Below are 20,900 nucleotides of genomic sequence, written 5' to 3'. Positions count from 1 at the left end.
CAGGAAGGGTGCGGGCCTTCAATGGCCCGGAGATGAGCTCAGCTCGCTGCTGAGGCGCTCGATGAGGCGCGACTGGTGTGCCCGCGAGGCCCGTAGCAGCGCATTCTTGACGGCCCTGGCGTCGGCGCTGCCGTGCCCGATATAACTCAGGCCGCGCACCCCGATCAGGATGCTCGCGCCGTATGTGCCGGGGTCCATCTTCTCGGCCACGGCTCTCAGGCCGCCGCGCACCAGCAGGCCGCCCAGCTTGTTGCGGGCGCTGCTGCCCAGCGCTTCTCTGATCCAGCTGAACAGCACCCTCGCCTCGCCCTCGGCCAGCTTGAGAACGATATTGCCGGTGAAGCCGTCGGTCACGACGATGTCGGTGGTGCCTTTAAAGAGGTCGCCGCCTTCCACGTTGCCGTAGAAGTTGATGCTGGGCATCGAGCGCAGCAGGGCGTGGGCTTCGAGCGTCAGGGTATTGCCCTTGTGGTCCTCCTCGCCGATGCTCAGCAGGCCTACCGTCGGGTTCTCGCGCGCCTCCACCACCCGCAGGTAGGTGCTGGCCAGTCGCGCCCACTGCGCCAGGTAAACGGCCTTCACATCGGCGTTGGCGCCCACGTCCAGCAGCGCCAGCGCGCCGTTTCGGGTCGGCAGGTGCGTCAGGATGGCGGGGCGGTCGATGCCTGGCAGCCGTCCCAGCGTCAGCAGCGAGGCCGCCATTGTCGCTCCGCTGTGGCCCATGCTGACCAGCGCCGCGGCCTGCCCGTCCTTGACCAGCCGGGCCGCCACGTTGATACTGGCGTCCTTGCGCCCGCGCACGTCGCTGGCGTGCTCGTCCATGCCGATCACGTCCGGCGCGTCCACAATCTCCAGCGGCAAGCTGGCGGCACCGGGATACTTGCTGAGTTCGGCGTGCAGCTTGACCCGGTCGCCCACCAGCGTCACGCGGACACCAGCTCTGGCGGCCTGCACCGCGCCCTCGACGTTCGGCGCGGCCCCGTGGTCGCCGCCCACCGCGTCCAGGGCGATGGGCAGGCCTGCGGCATTGGGGGCAGGGTTGGCGACCGCTGAACCCTCACCGGTCATCTTCGGTGTCCAGGGCGCTGCTCACGTAAAAGGACCGTGGATCGCTGCGGCCTGCATCCCGGCTGGCATTGCCGCCCCCTTCGCTGGGCAGGCGGTAGCCGGGACGCTCCACGGCGGCGCGGATGTCTTTGAAGTCGATGTATTCGTCGGCGGCGTTGCGAAGTTCGTAACTGGTCATCTCGGGAATCGAGGCGACGATGACCCGCTTGCCGCGTGCGCGCAGCGCTTCCACCGGGCGCTCGAAGTCGCCGTCGCCAGTCAGCAGCACCGCCACGTCGTAGAGGTTGACGGTGGTCAGCAGATCGGTCACGATCTCGATGTCGAGGTTGGCACGGCGGTGGGTGTCGCCGTGTTCGTCGGTGTTCTCGCGCAGGGTGCGGGTCCGCACGGTGTAGCCCATATAGGTCAGGGCGTCGATAAAGCGCTTTTGCTTGTCGTCCACAGGAGTCGGCACGGCCGTGTAGTAAAAAGCGTTGTAGAGCCGTCCCAGATCGGCGAAGTGCTCCAGAATCTTGCGGTGGTCGAAATTCCAGCCCAGCCGCTTGGCGGCGGCGTAGACGTTGGCTCCGTCGATAAACAGGCCAATTCGGTTAGTGCGCTCAGGGTCGTTCACGAATAATCCTCCGGGCGGCGCGGTGCCCAGCCTGCGGGCGGGGGCAGCAGCGCGACCAATGTGGTGCCACATAAGGTATGAATGGGGCAACTTGAATAGGGCCAACTCGAAGAGCAAAAGAAGTCAACGCTCAGCGCAACCGGGGCCAGGGTGCGGCGCTGTTTGGCGGCTGACGCAGAATGCAGGATAGCGGGTTTGCTGACAGGCATGTCAGGGAAGGGCGGCTCAACGCAGGAGCAAGGCGTGACCTGGAGCCGCGCTTCAGCGTCCGACAGGCAACTGGGGCCGCAAGCCCGCCTGCTGGAGCGCTTCCCAGACTTCCCGGCGCAGGGCGACCAAGTCCACGCCGCCGTAGTGGGCGGGCAGGGCCAGCAAGTACTTTTCGGCCTTGTCGAAATTGCGGTGGGTCAGGCTGCTGTGTACCCAGCGCTTGTGCAGTGCGGCGGCCAGCAAAATCAGCGCACTGAGAAAGGCCCGCTCGTCGCCGCGCGCCAGCAGCCACCTGGTTTCCCAGGCTTCGTGGGCTTCCCACCAGTGGCCCGCGTTGAACAGCCGCGCGCCTGCCTGCAACTCTTTTCCCATCATCGCTGCATTTTTCCCCTCCATCCCCCACACCGCCAGCAGCTAAAGGCCCGCTCAAGATTGCAAACGCCCAATCCCAACTTGTCATACATGTCATTACAGGTAGAGCGGCGTACACTGCTGACATGAAACCCGTAGAATTGAGTGACAGCAACTTCAAGAGCGAGATCGAGAGTGGGCTGACCCTGGTGGACTTCTGGGCACCCTGGTGTGGCCCCTGCCGGATGGTGGCCCCGGTCATCGAGGAAATCGCCGGACAGTACCAGGGCCAGGTCAAGGTCGGCAAGCTGAACGTGGACGACAACCAGCAGACGGCCATGCAGTTTCGCGTGATGAGCATTCCAACCGTGATTCTGTTCAAGGACGGTCAGCCGGTGGAGGGCGTGGTGGGCGCGCAGCCCAAGCGCGCCTTCGAGCAACTGCTCAACAAGCACGTCGAGAGTGCCGTCAGCAACTGAAGGCCCCGAATCTAACGAAGCACAGCGCCGCTCCTGATTGGGGCGGCGTTTCGATGCGCCTCAGAACCGCACGATGTCTGGCGGCGTCCAGGCATGCAGCGCTTCGCCCAGCAGAATCTCGCCGTCTTCCCACACGCCGTGCCCACTCGCTGGGTTGAGATGCCCGGCCTCACCCACCGTGACCAGTTCGGCTTCCCAGGCCTCGGCGAAGGCGGCGGCGCGCTCAAAGGAACTGTAGGGATCGTTCTCGCTGGCGATCATCAGCGCCGGAAAGGGCAGCGGTTGCAGCGGCACCGGGGCCATCGGCCTGAGGGCTTCCAGCACGCCCGGCTGTTCGGGGTCGGCGGGAGCCACCAGAATGGCCCCGCGCACCCGTTCGGGCACCGGGTAGCGGTGGGCGTAGTGGGCGATGGTCAGCACTCCGGCAGAGTGCCCCACCAGTATCAGGTCGCCCGTCTCAGTCTTCACCGTCTCGTTGAGCTGGGCGGCCCAATCTTCGGGCGTCGGCGCGTCCCAGTCGGCCTGCTCCACGCGAACGCCACCGAATTTCTGCTGCCAGAGGCTGTACCAGTGCTGTAGGGTGCCGCCGCCGAGGCCCGGCACGAAGATGAGTCGGGGAGTCATGGCCGGATGCTAGCGCCTGCGAGAGCAGCGAAAAGGGCCGGACGCCGCACAGGGCGTCCGGCCCATCGGTGCAGAGCGTTGGGTCAGCCGGTACTCTTCTCGCGTCTATTGGCGGCCAGGCTCGACAGAATCGAGGCCACGATAAAGGCCACGCCGATCAGGCCGGTGATGACTTCGGGCACGTGTGCGCCGCTCATGGAATACAGCATGATGATCGAGAGCGCCAGGATGCCGTAGTGCGCGCCGTGTTCCAGGAAGCGGTACTGCGCCAGCGTGCCCTGATGAACCAGGAACAGCGTGATCGAGCGCACGAAGACCGCGCCAATCGCCAGACCTGCCGAGATAATCACGATTTCCTTGGTGATGGCGAAGGCCCCGATCACGCCGTCAAGTGAGAAGCTGGCATCAAGGACTTCCAGGTAGAGGAACGAGGCGAAGCCTGCCGCGCCCGCTTTGGCCGCCATGTTGTCCACGTCGAAGAGACCGCCCAGGGCGTTGACCGCCAGGTAAATCAGCAGGCCCACGATGCCTGCTGCCAGGGCGGTGAGGCGCTGCTCCACCGGCACCAGCAAGAAGGTGATGGCCATCAGCGCCACCATCGCGATGATGATTTGCACCGCTTCCACGCGGGCCAGCCCTGCCAGACGGCTTTCTGGCATCAGCCAGTGCTCGTCTTTCTCGGTGTCGATGAAATAATTGAGGGCCACCATCAGCAGGAACACACCGCCGAAGGCGCTGATGGTTACCGAGGACTTTTCGAGTTCCAGGGCGTACTGCTCGGGATTGTTGAGGGCCAGGTTACCCACCTCGAAAAAGCCCAGCCCGGCGCTGAGCGCCACGATCGCAATCGGGAAGACCAGGCGCATCCCCACCACCGCGATGAGAATGCCCCAGACCAGAAAGCGCTGCTGCCACTTGGCCGACATGTTTTTGAGCACTGAAGCGTTGATCACAGCGTTGTCAAAGCTCAGCGAGATTTCCATGACACCCAGCACCAGCACGATCAGCATGTCGTTGAGGGCGCGCTCCCAGCCGCCGGTGCGAAAGCCATACCACATGGCCAGCGCCACGGCCACGACCGTGATGATCCCGGCAAATCCAAACTCTCTGCGAATGGTGTTATTCATTTCTACGAACGCTCCCCACTGCCTCTTGTCCGGCAAAAGCTTTTCACTCGCCGTCGGGTCAGTTTTGTCGACCTATCATAAACGCCGTACGGACAAAACCATGTTCCGTTACGGCGTGAGATACAGCACAAGTTGCTCAGGCTCAGATGAAATGGGTTTTCACTCAGACGCAAAGATAAGAAGTCTAAAGGTTGATACCGTAGTTGCGGGCCAGCGCACCGAGGCCACCCGCAAAGCCCTGGCCCACCGCGCGGAACTTCCATTCGCCCGCGTTGCGGTAAATTTCGGCAAAAATCACGGCGGTTTCGGTGGAGAAGTCTTCTCCCAAGTCGAAGCGCACGATCTCGTTGTTCGATTTCTCGTTGACCAGCCGAATAAAGGCGTTGCGGACCTGCCCGAAGCTCTGGCGGCGCGCTTCAGCGTCGTGGATGGTCACGGTAAAAGCCACCGTCTGGATGTCGGCAGGCACCTTCGAGAGATCGATCTTGATCTGCTCGTCGTCGCCCTCACCGGCCCCAGTGCGGTTATCGCCGGTGTGCTCCACCGACCCGTCGGTGCTCTTCATCTGGTTGTAGAAGATGAAATCGCTGTCGGCGCGGACCTTGCCCGAAGCGGTTAGCAAGAAAGCACTGGCGTCGAGGTCGAAGTCCTGGCCATCGGTGCTGCGCACGTCCCAGCCAAGGCCGAGCACGGCGTTGACGAGACTGGGGTCCTGCTTGCTGAGCGACAGGTTGCCGCCTTTGGCGAGAGTAATAGGCATATGGGGTTCCTCCTTGAAAGGTGGGTACAGCATCTGAGGGTACGCGGGGGCGGGATGAAAAGTTGCCAGCGGTGCCCAGGGCCAGCTCAGCTCAGCAGGCCCTGCTGCCGGGCCAGCCGCAGGTAGCCGTCGTATTCCTGAAGCAGCATCTCGTAGAGCTGGCCGCTGTCAAGCGTGTCGATGTTCTCGATCTGCACGAAGTCGGCGTTGTCGATGTAGCGGCCCGAGAGATCGTCGAGTTTTTGCAGAAATTCGAATTTCTCGCGGCCCACGCCCACGAACTTCCAGAACACCGGCTCCAGGCTGGCGTCCTTGAGCTGCGCCTCGGATTCCTTCTTGTCGAAGGTTTCGCCGTCGGTGATGAAAATGACGTACACAGGCGTCTTTTCCATCAGGGCACTTTTTCGGGGCTTCGAGGCGCCGAAGTAATGCTTGCGGACTTCCTGCATGGCGCGGGCGTACATGGTGCCGCCTTCCAGCGGATGGCGCTTGATGAGCTTCTCGACGGCCCCGGCAATGCCCTCGATGCCGATATCGCCCGCGTCGTGGGCCTGGAGGCCGAACAGAAAGACGTCCATGCGCCCGTCGTCGTCAAAGCGGCTGGCGAGGGCCAGGGTCTTCTCGGCCACCCGCTGCACCACGCCCTGGCGGTAGAGAACGCTCATGCTGGCCGAGATGTCGAGCACCAGCGCCACCCGAGCGGTGTGCTCGTCCAGCCCACGCTTCTTGAGACTGACCTCGGCCTGCTTGACCAGCGAAATGAGCTGTGGGGCCTTCTCGGCAATCTCCTTGTCGAGCCGCACCTGGGTCTGCTTTTTCAGGCTGACGGCGGGCGCAGTGGGCACTGGAGCGGCAGCAGGGGAGGGCGCAGCCGCCGTACCCGGAGCTTCCACCTCACCGCCGAAGTACACGATCAGATCGCCCAAGCCACCGTTGAAACCCTGCCCCACCGCTCCGACCCGCCACTCGCCGGAGTGCTTGTAGAGTTCGAGCAGCATGGCCGCCTTCTCGTTCTTGAGGGCAGGTTTGGCGTCGAAGCTGACGCCGCCGAGCGTGACAAGCAGCTGCGGGGCGCTGGCGACGGGGACACTGTCGTGGGTCGCCGTGAACATCACCCGCTCGATGTTGGGCGGCAGCTTGCCGAGGTCGATGTTGAAGCTGGCCTCATCCGCGCCGAGCTGCGCCGTGATCTCGCCCTGCGGCGTGCGCGGATTGTTGTAAAAGGCGATGTAGTCGTCTCCGGCCATCTTGCGCTCGGCGCTGAGGCCAAAGGCGCTGATGTCCAGTCCCGTCAGGTTGTGGCGCACCGTGACCACCAGCGGACTCGATAAGCCCACGTCCGAAAACTTGCGTTTTTCACCGGCTTGTAGCTGCGTCATTTGCGCCCCGCTTTCCAGCTGAAGCCGAAGCCGAAGGCCTCATCGCAGTCGCGGTGGCCCGAGAAGTAGCGCTCTTCCTTGGTGATGACGAGTTCGCCGCCCTGGGCCTGCACCAGCGCCACCGCGCAAAACGGCAGGGCGGCGGGGTTGGAGAGCTGCATCTTGACCTCGTTGCCCTGCGGATCGTTGAAGCTGAGCCTGCCGCCCACCTCGCTGAAGTTGCCCGCGCCCTCGTAGATAAAAGCGAAGATCAGCACCTTGCGGATCAAATCGGGGCGCTCGATAAACAGGTTCTCACCGCCCGCCGAGGCGCCGGAGCGGTCGTCCTGGTCAAGCTTGATAAAGGGTGGCCCGCCCGCGTTGCCGAAATTGCCGCCCAGCGCCTGAATGACGCCCTTCTCACCGCTGGCGAGTTCGTACATGCAGCCCAGGTCGAGATCGGCGGCCTTGCCCACACCCGAGACGTTGCCGAGGAGCTTACTCAGAAACCCACCGCTGGGCGTAGGAGCCGTGCTGGGTTTGGCGTCCCAGTTGAGGTTGACGTGAACGCGCTGCGTCCCGGCTTTCTGGAGGCTGATGCGGGCACTCTGGCCCTGCTTATCGAGCGTGATCTTGGTGAGCGAGAGCGGACGACTGGGTGAGGGCGTGGATGCAGGGCTGCTAGTGCTGGGTGGGTTGGTGGACGACGGTGCAGACGAAGCAGGCATGCCGTTGCCCCTGGGCCGCGAGAGGTTGAGGCCGCCGGAAGGCGCAGGCTGCGCAGCCGGGGTAGGCGCTGCGGCGGGCTGCAGATCCGGCACGCCGTTGCCGCCGAAATGCCGCACCAGTCCGGCGAGGCCGTCGGCGAAGCCCTGCCCGTTGACCATCAGTCGCCAGTCTCCCTGGTGACGGTAGAGTTCCAGGGCGATAATGGCCCGCTCGTTACCAAAATCGGTTCCGCTGAAACTCCAGTTGGCGGCGGCAGGGCCGCCCGGCCCGCTGACACTGACCTCGCCGCGCCGGACCCCGCGCAGGTCGCCGTTTTCCGGCACCACGGCGAAGGCCAGCCGCTCCACGCCGGGTGCGAGGCGGGCCAGTTCCACGCGAAAGCGCTCTGCCTGGTAAGTCACTGCGCCGTCATTGCTGTGCGTCTGCGCGGGCGATACCATGGCGTCCGGTTGCACTAGGCGGCTGTCGGCGTTGAGTACGAAACAGAGGGGCGCGTAGGCGCTGGCCGAGCCGGAAACATCAAACGCGATATCGAGCTGATCGGACAGGTTCAGGGTGGCGAGCGCCGTGCGCTGGCCGGTAGCGAGTTGCATGGCGCTCCTTGTGGGCATCAACAGGTCCAGGTGATAACGACTGGACTTGCCGCGAATGGGCTACTGAGAGCGGGAGCTGGGCAGCAGCGAAACGAGCGCCCCGCAGTTCGCCCATGAAAGGCGGGTCAGCGGGGCGTGTGAACGGTGGGAAACGCCTTAGGCGTTGACGCCGTAGCTCTTGACCAGGGCCTGGAAGCCGTCGTTGAAGCCCTGGCCGATGGCCTTGAATTTCCACTCGCCGCCGTTGCGGTAGATCTCACCGAAGATCATGGCGGTGACGGTGCCGCCGTCCTCGGTCAGGTCGTAGCGGGCGATTTCTGCGCCGCCGTCGCCATTGAGCACGCGTGCGTAGGCCTTCTCGACCATGCCGAAGTTCTGGCCCCGGGTCTGGCCCTCGTAGATGACTACGGCCACCACGATCTTCTGCACGTCGGCGGGCACTTTTTCGAGGTCCATGTTGATGACCTCGTCGTCGCCCTCACCGGCCCCGGTGCGGTTGTCACCCTGGTGAGTCACCGAGCCGTCACTCGAGGACTTGTTGTTGAAGAACACGAAGTCCTGGTCGTTGCGGACCTTGCCCGCGTCGTTGACCAGAAAGACCATCGCGTCGAGGTCGAAGTCGGCTCCGTCGGTGCGGCGGGTGTCCCAGCCGAGACCCACATTGATTTTCTTGAGACCGGGCGCTTCCTTGCTGAGGGAGACGTTGCCGCCTTTGGTGAGGGATACGGGCATAGGGGGTTCCTCCTGAAAAGAAAACTGAGGGTGAGCGGCCCCAGCCCACCGACGTGATGAAGGGCGAGCTGGGGCTGCGGGTTGGAAACGTCAAATCGTCCGGGTCCCAGTCTAGAGATCACTGTGCTCAGTTAGATTGTGAAAACCATCATGTTTTAGCAAGGCCTTTCTCATCTTCTCATGGCTGCTGGGTTTCGGCGGCCACCGGCAGCTCACCTTGCTTACCCAGTGCCGGGTAGCTCTCCTGGCTCTCCCGGTAGAGCGGCGCGAGGTCGGGGTAAGCCCACTCGAAGGTCAGGCGGGCCAGTTCGGCGGCGGGCAGCTGCGAAGCGGCGTACATTCCGGCGGCCAGGCGCTGGCGCTGCGCCTCGAACAAAATGGTCGCGGCGGCCACCGAGACGTTGAGGCTCTGTACCATCCCGAACATCGGAATGATGATATTGGCGTCCGCAGCGTCGGCGGCCTCGTCCGAGACCCCCCACTTCTCCGCGCCGAGCAGAATGCAGGTGGGGCGGGTGTAGTCCATTTCCCGGTAGTCCACACTGCGCTGCGAGAGGTGGGTGGCCAGCACCTGCACGCCCTGAGCCTGCAACTCCCGCACGGCGCTCACCGCGTTTTCGCGCCGCTCCACCGCCACCCACTTCTCGGCGCTGCCGGAAGTGGCATTGAAGGTCGGCACGTCACCGTTCTTGGGCGGCACGGCGTAGGCCCGCAGCACGCCCACCGCGTCGCAGGTCCGCAGAATGGCGCTAAAGTTGTGGGGCTTGTTGACCTCGTCCATCAAGACGCTGAGGGTGGGCTGGCGCAGGGCGAGAACCTGCTGAATCTTCGCGAATCGTTCGGGCGTCATGGTCCGCAGGCTAGCAGGCGCGTTCCGCTGCGGCCTCCAGCCCGCGTGACCCCTGCCACCCCCCCCAGTGCCCGGTCTTGACAGAATCCAGTGAGATATGCCGCTTCATACTGCCCTTCTGATGCTTCACGCGCCGAACCTGACCTCACCCCACGGCTTCACGACGCGTTTCGGCGGCGTCTCTCAAGGCGTCTACGCCGCGCCGGACGGCAGCGGCGGCTTCAACATGGATGGCCGGGCCATCGGCGGCGGGCAGGACGACCCGCAGCATGTCGCCGAGAACCGCCGCCGCGCGGTTGGCGCCCTGGGCTTTGCGCCGCCGGACCTGGCGCTGCTGTGGCAGATTCACGGCGCGGACGTGGTCGAGGCCCAGCCGGACCAGACCCAGACGGCGGACGCCCAGGTGACGGACCGTCCCGGCAGATTGCTGGGCATTCTGACCGCCGACTGCCTGCCCATCTTGCTCGAAGACGCGGAGGCGGGCGTGATCGGCGCGGCTCACGCGGGCTGGAAAGGGACGCTGGAGCGGGTGGCCGAGCGGACGGTGGCGGCCATGCAGCGCCTCGGTGCGCGCCCAGAGCGCATTCGGGCCGCCGTGGGGCCGGGCATCAGCGCCGCGCGCTATCAGGTGGGCGTGGATGTGGCCGGGCAATTCGCGGCAGCGGGCCTGGGCGCGCACGTCCGGGAGCAGCAGCTCGATCTGGCCGGGGCCAACAAGCAGGTGCTGCTGGACGCAGGCGTGCCGGACGCGCACGTGTGGCTTTCGGGGCGCTGCACCTTCGAGCCGGAGTTTTATTCGCACCGCCGCGACGCCGGGCGTACCGGGCGGATGCTGGCCCTGATCGGGGTGAGGGCGTGAGCCGGGACGTGAACACCGACGTGAAACTAGCCGGGTGGCCCGCGCCCCGGCCTGGGGGCGGGTTGCTGCAGCCGCGCGAATTGCTCGAAAACGTGGAGCTGATCACCCCGGCTTTTCTGGCCGAGCGCGGGTTGAGGGGGCTGCTGCTCGACCTCGACAACACCCTGATTCCCTACGGCAGCTACCAGGACCGCGCCGAGATCATCGCCTGGGCCGCCGAACTGCGCCGCGCCGACATCAAGCTGTATCTGCTCAGCAACGCCACTGCCAAGCGCGCGGCGTTCTGGCTCGGCAAGCTCGATTTCGTGGGCGTGGGGCTGGCGGGCAAGCCGCTGCAACGCTCATATCGCCGGGCACTCATGGCCATGCAGCTTCCGGCTTCCCAGATCGGCATGGTCGGCGACCAGCTGTTTACCGACATTCTGGGCGGCAATATCGCCGGGATGTACACCATCATGGTGCACCCGATTGTCAACAATGCGCTGCCCCATACCCACCTGGCCCGCCGCCTGGAGCGGCTGGTCCTCAAACGCTACGGCCACGACTGGTACGGCAAAGACAGGAGAACCCAGATGAAACCGGAGACAAAACTGTGACCCTCTCGATTGGAGACCGCCGCCTCGGGGCCATCTTGCTCGAGCAGGGCTATGTCAACGACGTCGACCTGCAGAAAGCGCTCGACCGCCACATCGAGGTGGGAGGTCGCCTGGCCGACATCCTCATTGACGTCGGTCTGGTGGGCGAGAAACGCATTGCGCGCGCTCTGGAAGAAGCTTTCGGCCTGCCGTTGGTGGACCTCACCGCCCTGACCCCCGATCCGGTCGCCATCGCCAGTATCCCGGCCCTGATCGCGGTGCAGGTCCAGGGCGTGCCGTTCGCGCTGGAAAACGACACCCTGCGGGTGGCCTTCGTGGACGCCCTCAACAACGTCGCCATCGAGACGATGGAGGACGAGAGCGGCTACACCATCGAAACCTATCAGGCGCTGCGCGAGCAGGTGGCCTGGGCCATTGCCAGCTTCTACCCCGAACTCGGCCTGCCCATTCCGGCCCTGAGCGAGAGCAAAGGAGCGGGGGTGTCGTTGCTGGGCCAGCGCCTGGTGGCGCGAGGCTACGTCAGTGAAGAGCAGGTGCTGTCGGCCCTGGAGCAGCAGCGCAGCAGCGGCGTGTCGCTGGGCACGGTGCTGCTCGGCATGAAGCTGGTCACCGAGGAGCAGCTCTACGAGACGCTGGCCGAGCAGTCGGGCAGCCAGTACGTGCGCGATAGCCGTGAGTACCACCCCAGCGAGGAGGTGCTGGGGCTGCTGCTGCGCGCCGACGCCCTGCGGCTGGCCTCGGTGCCGATCAGCCAGGAGGGTGGCGTGATCAGCGTTATTACCAGCGATCTGCGGCGGCGTGAGGATATCGAGGCCCTGATCGGCCACAAAGTCAAGCTGATGCAGGCCCGGCCCAGCGATGTGGACAACCTGATCGACCGGACCTACCCGCAAAAGGGCAGGCTCGGTGAGGCGATGGTACAGCAGGGCACCCTCTCTCGCGCGCAGCTGCGCGAGGCCTTGCAAGTTCAAGCCCGCCAGGGCAAGGTCAAGCCGCTGGGCGAGGTCATCATGGACTTGGGCTTTGCGGGCAGCGAGGAGATCGACGCCGCGCTGGTCAAGCAAAATGCCGGGGGCGGCAGGCTCGAAGACACCCTGGTGCAGTCGGGCAAGCTCAGCCCCGAGATGCTGGCGCGCTCGTTGGCTGCGCAACTCGGCTATGAGTTCGTCGATCCGGTGACCTCGCCGCCCGACACCAAGGTCGCCCTGATGATTCCCGAGGCCACTGCCCGGCGCTATACCGTGGTGCCGATGCGGCTGCAAGGCGAGTCCCTGGTCATCGCCATGAAAGACCCGCGCAACGTGTTTGCGCTCGACGATCTCAAGCTGATCACCGGGCGCGAGATTCTGCCTGCTGTGATGGCCGAGAAAGACATCATCCGCCTCATCGAGCGCTATTTCGGCGACAAGGACATGGCCAAGCTCAACGAGGAGCTGGCCAAGAACAGCCGTCAGAAAGACAAAGAAAAGGAGAGCATCGATCTCTCGTCGCTCGACGACAATGCGGTGGTGCGGGTGGTGGACGGCCTGATCCGCGAGGCCGCCTTGCAAGACGCCTCGGACATCCACATCGAACCCACCGAGCACAGCGTACGGGTGCGCTACCGTATCGACGGCTCACTGCGCGAACACATGGAACTGCCCCGGGGCGCGGCCCAGAGCATGCTGGCGCGCATCAAGATCATGGGCAACCTTGACATCGCCGAGCGGCGTGTGCCGCAAGACGGACGGGTACGCTTCAAGAAGGGCAGCATCGACCTTGATCTGCGCCTCTCGACCCTGCCCACCGTCTACGGCGAGAAGGCCGTGATGCGCCTGTTGCAAAAGTCCAGCAACATTCCCGAAGTCGAGCAACTGGGCTTCTCCGAGCACAACTTCCAGCGCTTTCTCGACGTGATCGAAAAGCCCAACGGCATCTTTCTGGTGACCGGCCCCACCGGCTCCGGCAAATCGTTCACCAGTTTCTCGACTTTGAAGCGCATCGCCCGGCCCGACAAGAACACCACCACCATCGAAGACCCCATCGAGTACGAAATTCCCGGCATCATTCAGTCGCAGGTCAACACGGTGGCGGGCCTCACCTTCGCCCGCGCCCTGAGGGCTTTTTTGCGCCAGGACCCCGACATCATCTTCGTCGGCGAGATTCGCGACACCGAGACGGCCAAGATCGCCACCGAGGCGGCGCTGACCGGCCACCTGGTGCTGGCGACCCTGCACACCAACGACGCGCCCGGCGCGATTACCCGCCTCGACGAGATGGGCGTGGAGCCGTTCAACATCTCGGCCTCGGTGATCGGGGTGCTGGCCCAGCGGCTGGTGCGGCGGGTGTGCAGCGAGTGCAAGCGCCCCACCAACGCCGATCCCGAGGTGCTGCGGCGACTCGGCATCGGCGAGAAAGAACTCCGGGGCGCGAACCTGCAGCGCGGCGCAGGCTGCCCGCGCTGCGGCGGCACCGGCTACAAGGGCCGTATGGGCATTCACGAACTGATGGTGGTCGATGACCCGATTCGCCGCGCCATCGGTACCCGCCAGACCGCCGCCGAGATCCGTGAGATCGCCATTGCCCAGAGCGACATGAAGACGCTGCGCCAGGACGGCATCGAGAAGGCCTTGATCGGCCTGACCACCCTCGAAGAAGTGCTGGCCGTCACCAGCAACTGATTTTCTTTTCCTTCTCTTTTTCCGCTCGACCCGCACCCAAGGAGACGCCATGACGACGTTTGGCCCCGATATCACCGACATTCTGCGCATCGCCGCCGAAAAAGATGCCTCCGACGTGATTCTGACCGTCGGCATGCCGCCGCAGTTCAAGCTCTCGGGCGTCTACGGCAGCCAGGACATGGCCGAGTTGAACGCCACCGACACCCGCAAGCTGATGTACAGCATGATGAACGACAAGCAGCAGCGCCAGTTCGAGGACAAGCGTGAACTCGACTTTTCCTTCGCACTGGGAGAGCAGGCCCGCTTCCGCGTCAATGCCTTCATGCAGCGCGGCTACGTCGGCGGCGTGATGCGCCTGATTCCCACCAAGATCAAGAGTGTGCAGGACCTCGGCCTGCCGCAGAGCGTGGTGGACATCGCCAACGCCCCGCGCGGCCTGGTGCTGGTGACCGGCCCCACCGGCTCCGGCAAGTCCACGACGCTGGCGGCCATGCTTGATCACATCAACGTCAACAAGAAGCTGCACATCGTGACCATCGAAGACCCGATCGAGTTCATGCACCAGCACAAGCAGAGCATCGTCAACCAGCGCGAGGTGGGAACCGACACCTACGGTTTTGATCAGGCCCTGCGCGCGGTGCTCAGGCAGGCCCCCGACGTGATTCTGGTCGGCGAAATGCGCGACTACGAGACGATTAAGGCCGCCGTAACCGCCGCCGAAACCGGGCACCTGGTGATGGGCACCTTGCACACCAACTCGGCTCCCGAATCGATCGACCGCATCGTGGACGTGTTCCCCGAGGAGCAGCAGGCCCAGATCCGGGTGCAGCTCGCCAACAACCTGGTGGCCGTCATGACCCAGCAGCTCATTCCGCGCCTCGACGGAGGCCGGGTGCTGGCCTACGAACTGCTGGTCGCCAACCCGGCGGTGCGGTCACTGATCCGCGAGGGCAAGACCTACCAGATTGTCTCGGTGATGCAGACCGGTTCGCGTGAGGGCATGGTCACCATGGACGCCTTTCTGGCGGGGCTGTACCGCCGCCGGATCATCAGCCACGACGCGGGCCTGGAGCGTTCGGTGGACCCCAAGGAATTTGCCCGGCTGGCCAGCGATCCGGGCGGCGGCAACCCCAACGCGGTGCCGAGTGCGGGCCTGAGCAATGCCTACAACGGCTCGGTCAACCCGGCGGCGGGGCGCGGCGGCAACCCCAACGCAGGGCCCAGCGCCTACAGTGCTCCCGATTCCCGCAGCGCCGACAAACCGTTTGGGCGGCGCTGAGCGCCTGACTTGAAGCCCTGAGCGTAGGTGCTCAGGCGCACCGAAGGCCGGGCGGTCGCCGCCTAACCCGGTCCCTCGCCGCCCCTGGCCCGGCGCTTCTGGTAGGCCCCGGTCAGCAGTTCGGCGATGTATTCGCGGGTAAAGGGCATACCGCTTTCCTCAGCGGCCCGGATCTCGGCGTCGCGGTTGTAGGTAAGGCGCACGAACTGGGCACTGTAGCCTGGCCCGCTCTCGGCAAATTCCAGAATCAGGTAGCTCGGCAGGGTGCTGTCGAGTGGGTTGCCCACCGAGCCGCAGTTGATCAGTGGGCGGCCTTCTACGTCGATCATCAGTGCTTCGTGGATGTCGGCGTAGACCAGGGCGTCGGCGTACTCGCGCAGGCCCAGGTGCGGCTGCGGCGCGAAAGCTTCGAGCTGTTCCTGAAGGCTGCTGTGCGGATACAGGCGGTGAAAGACTCCCTTGGAGCTGGCATGCACGAAGCGCCACCACGCGCCGCCGAACTGCTCCTCAATGCCGAACGGCAATTCGGCGAGGTAGGTCAGCTCGGCGGCACTCAGCCGGGTGCGCGGCCACAGATCCTGCGGGCGGTTGGTGACGCCCGCCACCCGCGCGTCCCAGTTGCCCTGCACGGTGCGGGTGGCATACTGGCGCACCCATTCGAGCACCTCGCGCGGGCGTGGTCCCTTGCCCACCACGTCGCCCAGCACCCAGATCTCGGAGAGGTGGCGGCGGCGCAAATCCTCGTGAACGGCCAGGGTCGCCTCCAGATTCGCGTGCAAATCTGCGATGACGGCGAGTCTCATGGTCTTCAGTCTAGCCCGAGCGCTCCGGTGGATGGCGCGGCCCAGCCCACTGGCCCCCCGCCGGGTGTGCTGCCGGATCAAATGCGGGAGACCACTCTGTGAACCGGTCCTGGCGTTCGCTCGCAGTTCTCTCACCTGTGGCCGGATACTCTGAGCGCCATGAACCCGCTTCAGAGGAGGAGGGCCGCGTGGCTGGGCCTGGGCCTGAGCGTGCTGCTCGGTGTGGCCCAATCCCAGCCAGTCCAGGCTCCAACAGTCCAGGTCCAGCCCGCCCAGGCGCAACCCCAGCTGCCGAGCATTCCGGCCACGCCCGTGCCTGCCGTTCAGTCCGGCGCGGCCCCCACGACCGACCCCGCGCTAATGCCCGGCGCCGCGCCGCTGCGGCTGTACGCCGCCCCCGGAACGGCGCTGGAGTACGCCACCACCCGGCAGATACAGGTCACGGCCTTCAGTCTCAAGGCGGTGGCCCGGTCCGGCGCGGTGCTGAGCGCCGCTGACCGCTCGCGGGTGGCTGACCTCAATACGGCGCTCAGCGCCCAGACGGCCACCTTGCAGGAACTGCTCCGCCGTGCCCAGCCCGCGGCGGCAGGCAAGCAGTTCGTGAAGGTGCTGCCGACCGACGTTCAGGGCAACACGGTGTTGCTGAGCACCTGGGTCGGCGCGCCGCTGAGCCTGGGCAGCGCTATGCCCGCGCCTCAGACGGTCCGGCTGACCCAGACCGTCGCCCCGAACGGCACCACCCTGGACGCCCGGATCGTGGCGGACGACCCGGCCACCCAGCGCTTCTATGACGCCCTCCCTGCCGGTGAGCGCCTGAGCAGTTTTGGCCAGAACGCCCAGGCCAGTCTGTACAGCCTCAACCTGATGCCTGGCGTGACCGGCGTGACCGGCGTGACCGGCAGTTTGGTGCAGGCCCTCGACCTGAGCGGGCTGCTGGGCGAGCTGGCCGCCGCGCTGGGCGGCGCAGGTGTGGCCGCCCAGATTCAGCTTCAGCCGCTCAGGCTCGATGTAGGCAGCACGTTTCTGGGGCGCAGCGAGGCCGGCGTGCTGAGTTACCAGCAGCGCTTCGCCGCCCGGCCCTGGACCCTCAGCGCCCAGGGCACCGGCGCGGGCGCTCAACCCGGCGTGCTGCGCCTGAGCGTGAGCGACTGGAGCGGGCAGGGCGGCCTGAGTTTCCGGCCCGACGGATTGCCGCAGACCAGTGACAGCGTCCAGTCGGCAGCGTTCGATCTGGTGCTCGACGTGCCGGGGGTGCCCGCTCAGTTGCAAGCCCACCTGGAATTCAGCCTGACGGCCAGCAGCGCCGCTCGCTGAAGGCTTGACCCGCCCCCGGCCCAGCGTGTCAGGATGCCGGGGTGAGCGCGCCCCTTGCCCATCCGTCTCAGCCCGCCGTTTCTCCAGCCCGGGCTCTGAGCGCCCGCTGGGCCACCAGCGCTGTCTTCTTTGCCAACGGCATGGTGATCGCCACCTGGGTGGTGCGGGTGCCGAGTGTGCAGAGCGCGCTGCATCTCACGCCAGCCAGCGTCGGTGTGGCCCTGCTGGGTATGTCGGTAGGCAGCTTGATCGCCATGCCGCAAACCGGGCGTCTGGCCGCCCGCTTCGGTACCCGCCGGGTGACGGTCTGGGCTGGGGTGTGCATGATGCTGACGCTGCTGCTGCCGTTCCTCGCGCCGAACCTGTGGGTGCTGTTCGCCGCGTTGATGGTGCTGGGAGCCAGCAACGGCGTGATGGACGTGGCCATGAATGCCCAGGGCGTGGCCGTCGAGCGCGCGCTGGCCCGCCCGGTGCTGTCGAGCTTTCACGCGGCCTACAGCCTGGGCAATCTGGCAGGCGCGGCCCTGGGCAGTCTGCTGCTCGGCGCGAGCCTAGGCCAGTGGCCGCACGCCTTGATCATCACGCTGAGTATGGGCTTACTGGTGGTGCTGGCCGGAGCGCGCCTGCTGCCTAAGCAGGCCGACGAACCAGCTGCCAATACCTCGCCGCAGAACCCGCCCGCCGCATCTTCAAGTCCCAGCGTGCTGGTGTGGCTGCTGGGCTTGCTGTGTTTTCTGGGGATGCTGGGTGAGGGGTCGCTGGGTGACTGGAGCGGGCTGTACTCGCGCGACGTGCTGGGCGTGTCCGGCGCGGCGCTGGGCGCGGCCTACACCGCTTTCACGCTGGCCATGACCCTGGGGCGCGCGCTCGGCGACGGCTGGCGCAGCCGCTACGGCGACCGCCGGGTGGTCGAGATCGGGGCACTGACCAGCGGTGTGGGCCTGGGCCTGGGCCTGCTGACCCTGGATCCTGTTGTAGCGGCGCTGGGGTTTCTGGTGTTCGGGCTGGGGATCGCCAACGTGGTGCCGGTGCTCTACGGTACGGCGGGGCACGCTCTGGCCGGGCGCGGCATCGCGCGGGTCGCCACCATCGGTTACGCGGGCTTTCTGACTGGGCCGCCGCTGATCGGCTTTGTCTCGCAGCTTACGTCGCTGCGCCTCGGGATGGCCGTCATTGCCCTGAGCCTGCTGCTGGTGGGCCTGCTGACGCCGGGCGTCTACCGGCGGCTGGCTGGACGCCTGAGTGCGCCCGCGAACTCTGTATGAGCTTGCTGAGCTGCTGACCGGAACGTGGGCTGGGGTGGCCACGGTGGCTTCAATGGGGCCACAATGTCAGCATGAAGCGCCCTCTGCTCGCCGTGCTCGTCTGGCTGCTGGTGGCCGGAGCGGGCGCGGCAGCGCTGTTCACGGCGGCCCAGCGGCAACTGACCGAGACCTTCAACACCGACGCCCGCATTCTGCACCGGGTGCTGTCGCAGCGTATGGAGCAGCAGGAAGCGGTGCTCAATGCCGTGGACGCGCTGGAGCATCAGGCTCTGGACGCGGCGGTGCTGGGCAGCTACCTCGGTAGCTTGCTGCGTCCCTATCCGCAGATCGTGGCCGTGGAGCGCTGCACCGCGCAGGGCTGTCAGGTGCTGGGCACGCCCACCGAACAGCCTCCCTTCCTGTCGCCCCTGGTCGCTGCCGAACCTGCCGTGCGCTGGCCCCAGGGGGGCGGCCCGCTGTACGCCCTGTCGCATAATGGCGTGCGGGTGTGAGTAGATGCCCGGCGGCTGACCGGCGCGCTGGACGGCGCGGCTGCGCCCCTGACCTACACCCTGTTTCAGCCTGCTTCGCAAAAGACCATCGTGGCCCATGCGCCGGACGCTGCCAGCGCTTCGATGACACTGCATGTCAGCAAGGTGCTGGGCACCGCCCTGCAACCCTTTCCCATCCTCATCTCGCGCCCGGTGCCGTGGAGCGCCTGGCCGTGGCTGGGGGCCGCGCTGTGGACGTTGCTCACGGCGGGCCTGAGTGGGCTGGTGTTCCGTCTGCTGGAGGGCCGCCGCGCCGCGCAGCGCGCCCTGCTCGACGAGCGGGCGCGGGCGGGCGGCGTAGTGCAGGCGGTGTCCGAGGCCATCGTGGCGCTCGACGAGGCGTACCGGGTAACGCTGGCCAATCCGGCGGCCCGCACGATGCTGGCCCACCCGCTGCCGCCCGGCACCGATCTGCGGGCGGTGGTCACCTTCCGCTCCACGCTGTCGCAGGCTTTTTTCGACGCTGCCCCCTTCTGGGAAAGCTGGCGGCCCACCGAGTTCCCGAGGGCCTGACCCTGCTGCGCGGCGGCGAGGCAGTGGGGGTGGAAGGCTCGCTGGCCCCGCTGCCCGGCGCGGACGGCGAAGGGCGCGGCCGGGTGCTGATCTTGCGCGAGGTGGGGCCGCTCCAGCGCCGCTTGCTCGAACACCTCGAAGACGGCGAGCGGCGCGTGCGCGAACACGAGGAGATGCTGGCCCACGTGTCCCGCCTGTCGACCCTGGGCGAGATGGGTGCGGGGCTGGCGCATGAACTCAACCAGCCGCTGACGGCCATCGTCAGTTACGGTCAGGCGGCAGCGCGGCTGCTGGGCGAGGAGGACCCCGATCTGGGGCAGGTACGCCACGCGGTGGGGGCCTCGGTCACGCAGGCGCAGCGGGCCGCGCAGATTATCGTCCGGCTGCGTCAATGGGTACGCCGTACCCCCAGTCAGGCCCGGCCCACCGATCTGGTGCAGGCTGCGCTGAGCGTGCTGACGCTGTGCCGCGCCGATCTGGAGCGGCAGGGCGTCTCGGTCATCACGGCCTACGCCGATGCGCCGCTGGTGCTGGCCGATTCGGTGCAGCTCGAACAGATCATCCTGAATCTGCTCCGGAACGCGCTGGAGGCCGTGCACGACACGCCCGACCCCATCATCAAGCTGAGCATCGCGCCGGAAGCAGGTGGCTGGACCCTCAGCGTGCGCGACAACGGCCCCGGCATCGCCGCCGGGGTGGCCGCACGCCTGTTCACGCCGTTCACGACCAGCAAGGCGGGCGGCCTGGGGCTGGGCCTGAGCCTCTCGCAGACGCTGGCGCAGGGCATGGGCGGCGATTTGAGCGGTATGGACGGTGCGGCGGGCGGCGCGGTCTTCACGCTCAGCTTGCCGCGTCTGGTGCTGGAGGCGGCCAGTGATTGAGCCAGCTCCCAAGGGTGGCCTGCCGCTGGAACCCACCGTCTATCTGGTGGACGACGACGACGCGGTGCGGGGCGCACTGGGCTTCTTGCTGGGCACGGTGGGCCTGAATGTGCGCGCCTTTGCCGACGGGCTGGCCCTGGAACGTGCCCTGGACGCCGAGGAGCCGCCCGACACCGGCTGTCTGCTACTCGACATCCGAATGCCGCACGTCAGCGGCCTGCAACTGCAACTGCGCTTGCAGGCGCGCGGGGTCGACTTGCCGGTGATTCTGCTGACCGGGCATGCCGACGTGGAACTGTGCCGCCGGGCCTTTCGTCAGGGTGCGGCGGACTTTCTGAGCAAGCCGGTCGACGAGACCGAACTGCTGGAAACGGTGCAGCGGGCCGTGCGCCAGCACCTGCGGGGGCGTCAGCGCCGGGCGGCCAGCGGGCAGGCCCGGACGCGCCTCGCGCGCTTGTCGGCCCGCGAACACGACGTGCTGCGCGGCATCCTGGACGGCCAGACCAGCAAACAGATTGCCCGCGCCCTGGAGATTTCCGCCCGCACCGTGGAGAGCCACCGCGCCAGCCTGTTTGCCAAGCTGGAGGCCGAGTCGCTGGCCGAGGTGATTCGTATGGCGCTGGAAGGAGAAGAGGAGGACAGGGCGTTGACCACTCCTCCGTAAAACTACGCACCCCGCCTGGGCATTGCCCGGATACCGATTTTG

The 20,900-nt window shown here is 66.2% G+C and carries 22 protein-coding genes; 11 read left to right on the top strand and 11 right to left on the bottom strand.

Annotated features, from left to right (window positions below):
* Positions 1-18: 18 nt before the first annotated feature.
* The 3 genes from plsX to GUI70_RS10270 form a co-directional block, all read right to left on the bottom strand.
* The gene (plsX, locus tag GUI70_RS10280) at positions 19-1,068 is read right to left on the bottom strand and encodes a phosphate acyltransferase PlsX (protein WP_161882226.1); all 1,050 of its coding nucleotides are present in this window, start codon (positions 1,066-1,068) and stop codon (positions 19-21) included.
* The gene (locus GUI70_RS10275; RefSeq protein ID WP_237724830.1) at positions 1,058-1,681 is read right to left on the bottom strand and encodes a LabA-like NYN domain-containing protein; all 624 of its coding nucleotides are present in this window, start codon (positions 1,679-1,681) and stop codon (positions 1,058-1,060) included. Before GUI70_RS10275 ends, plsX begins: the two co-directional genes overlap by 11 nt.
* A gap of 261 nt (positions 1,682-1,942) precedes the next feature.
* A complete protein-coding gene (locus tag GUI70_RS10270; protein WP_161882224.1) occupies positions 1,943-2,263 on the bottom strand; it encodes a DUF309 domain-containing protein in 321 nt (106 codons plus the stop codon).
* Between the two features lie 125 nt (positions 2,264-2,388).
* Between GUI70_RS10270 and trxA the strand changes: the two genes are divergently transcribed.
* Positions 2,389-2,721: a thioredoxin gene (trxA, locus tag GUI70_RS10265; RefSeq protein WP_161882223.1), complete on the top strand. Its 333-nt coding sequence runs from the start codon at positions 2,389-2,391 to the stop codon at positions 2,719-2,721.
* Positions 2,722-2,781: 60 nt separating this feature from the next.
* Here the strand turns inward: trxA and GUI70_RS10260 are convergent, their stop codons facing one another.
* The 7 genes from GUI70_RS10260 to trmH all read right to left on the bottom strand — a co-directional run bounded on the left by GUI70_RS10260 (position 2,782) and on the right by trmH (position 9,494).
* Positions 2,782-3,345: an RBBP9/YdeN family alpha/beta hydrolase gene (locus tag GUI70_RS10260; protein ID WP_161882222.1), complete on the bottom strand. Its 564-nt coding sequence runs from the start codon at positions 3,343-3,345 to the stop codon at positions 2,782-2,784.
* Positions 3,346-3,428: 83 nt separating this feature from the next.
* The gene (locus tag GUI70_RS10255) at positions 3,429-4,472 is read right to left on the bottom strand and encodes a DUF475 domain-containing protein (RefSeq protein ID WP_161882221.1); all 1,044 of its coding nucleotides are present in this window, start codon (positions 4,470-4,472) and stop codon (positions 3,429-3,431) included.
* A gap of 184 nt (positions 4,473-4,656) precedes the next feature.
* Entirely contained in the window at positions 4,657-5,232 is a 576-nt protein-coding gene (locus GUI70_RS10250; protein ID WP_161882220.1) for a TerD family protein, read from the bottom strand.
* Between the two features lie 86 nt (positions 5,233-5,318).
* Positions 5,319-6,611 (bottom strand): VWA domain-containing protein, encoded by a 1,293-nt coding sequence (locus GUI70_RS10245; protein ID WP_161882219.1) that lies wholly within the window; start codon positions 6,609-6,611, stop codon positions 5,319-5,321.
* On the bottom strand, positions 6,608-7,912 hold the full coding sequence (locus GUI70_RS10240; protein ID WP_161882218.1) for a TerD family protein: 1,305 nt from the start codon (positions 7,910-7,912) through the stop codon (positions 6,608-6,610). The genes GUI70_RS10245 and GUI70_RS10240 overlap by 4 nt, the downstream gene beginning before the upstream one ends.
* A 156-nt stretch (positions 7,913-8,068) precedes the next feature.
* Complete coding sequence (locus tag GUI70_RS10235; RefSeq protein ID WP_161882217.1) at positions 8,069-8,644, bottom strand: TerD family protein; 576 nt, start codon at positions 8,642-8,644, stop codon at positions 8,069-8,071.
* A gap of 178 nt (positions 8,645-8,822) precedes the next feature.
* On the bottom strand, positions 8,823-9,494 hold the full coding sequence (gene trmH / locus GUI70_RS10230) for a tRNA (guanosine(18)-2'-O)-methyltransferase TrmH (protein WP_161882216.1): 672 nt from the start codon (positions 9,492-9,494) through the stop codon (positions 8,823-8,825).
* A 121-nt stretch (positions 9,495-9,615) separates the two neighbouring features.
* Between trmH and pgeF the strand changes: the two genes are divergently transcribed.
* From pgeF to GUI70_RS10210, 4 genes are all read left to right on the top strand, one after another.
* Complete coding sequence (gene pgeF, locus GUI70_RS10225) at positions 9,616-10,353, top strand: peptidoglycan editing factor PgeF (protein WP_237724829.1); 738 nt, start codon at positions 9,616-9,618, stop codon at positions 10,351-10,353.
* 62 nt (positions 10,354-10,415) lie between these two features.
* Positions 10,416-10,949 carry a YqeG family HAD IIIA-type phosphatase gene (locus tag GUI70_RS10220; RefSeq protein WP_161882323.1) on the top strand — a complete coding sequence of 178 codons (534 nt, stop codon included), beginning with the start codon at positions 10,416-10,418 and terminating at the stop codon, positions 10,947-10,949.
* On the top strand, positions 10,946-13,609 hold the full coding sequence (locus tag GUI70_RS10215; protein ID WP_161882214.1) for an ATPase, T2SS/T4P/T4SS family: 2,664 nt from the start codon (positions 10,946-10,948) through the stop codon (positions 13,607-13,609). The genes GUI70_RS10220 and GUI70_RS10215 overlap by 4 nt, the downstream gene beginning before the upstream one ends.
* Positions 13,610-13,658: 49 nt before the next feature.
* Entirely contained in the window at positions 13,659-14,888 is a 1,230-nt protein-coding gene (locus GUI70_RS10210) for a type IV pilus twitching motility protein PilT (RefSeq protein WP_161882213.1), read from the top strand.
* A gap of 62 nt (positions 14,889-14,950) precedes the next feature.
* On the opposite strand, the gene GUI70_RS10205 is transcribed toward GUI70_RS10210, so the two are convergent.
* Entirely contained in the window at positions 14,951-15,691 is a 741-nt protein-coding gene (locus GUI70_RS10205) for a metallophosphoesterase family protein (RefSeq protein WP_161882212.1), read from the bottom strand.
* Positions 15,692-15,850: 159 nt separating this feature from the next.
* On the opposite strand from GUI70_RS10205, the gene GUI70_RS10200 reads away from it, so the two are divergent.
* The 6 genes from GUI70_RS10200 to GUI70_RS10175 all read left to right on the top strand — a co-directional run bounded on the left by GUI70_RS10200 (position 15,851) and on the right by GUI70_RS10175 (position 20,858).
* Positions 15,851-17,005, top strand: coding sequence for a hypothetical protein (locus GUI70_RS10200; protein WP_161882211.1), 1,155 nt, complete (start codon positions 15,851-15,853; stop codon positions 17,003-17,005).
* Positions 17,006-17,046: 41 nt separating this feature from the next.
* Positions 17,047-18,270 carry an MFS transporter gene (locus tag GUI70_RS10195; RefSeq protein ID WP_161882210.1) on the top strand — a complete coding sequence of 408 codons (1,224 nt, stop codon included), beginning with the start codon at positions 17,047-17,049 and terminating at the stop codon, positions 18,268-18,270.
* 71 nt (positions 18,271-18,341) lie between these two features.
* Positions 18,342-18,761: a hypothetical protein gene (locus GUI70_RS10190; RefSeq protein ID WP_161882209.1), complete on the top strand. Its 420-nt coding sequence runs from the start codon at positions 18,342-18,344 to the stop codon at positions 18,759-18,761.
* 90 nt (positions 18,762-18,851) lie between these two features.
* Positions 18,852-19,313 carry a PAS domain-containing protein gene (locus GUI70_RS10185; RefSeq protein ID WP_161882208.1) on the top strand — a complete coding sequence of 154 codons (462 nt, stop codon included), beginning with the start codon at positions 18,852-18,854 and terminating at the stop codon, positions 19,311-19,313.
* A 29-nt stretch (positions 19,314-19,342) separates the two neighbouring features.
* The gene (locus GUI70_RS10180) at positions 19,343-20,194 is read left to right on the top strand and encodes a sensor histidine kinase (RefSeq protein ID WP_161882207.1); all 852 of its coding nucleotides are present in this window, start codon (positions 19,343-19,345) and stop codon (positions 20,192-20,194) included.
* Positions 20,187-20,858, top strand: coding sequence for a response regulator transcription factor (locus GUI70_RS10175; RefSeq protein ID WP_237724828.1), 672 nt, complete (start codon positions 20,187-20,189; stop codon positions 20,856-20,858). The genes GUI70_RS10180 and GUI70_RS10175 overlap by 8 nt, the downstream gene beginning before the upstream one ends.
* Positions 20,859-20,900 lie beyond the last annotated feature (42 nt).

The sequence above is a fragment of the Deinococcus alpinitundrae genome, from assembly GCF_009982895.1.
Classification (GTDB): Bacteria; Deinococcota; Deinococci; order Deinococcales; family Deinococcaceae; genus Deinococcus; species Deinococcus alpinitundrae.
This window is presented reverse-complemented; position numbering and strand designations above follow the sequence as displayed.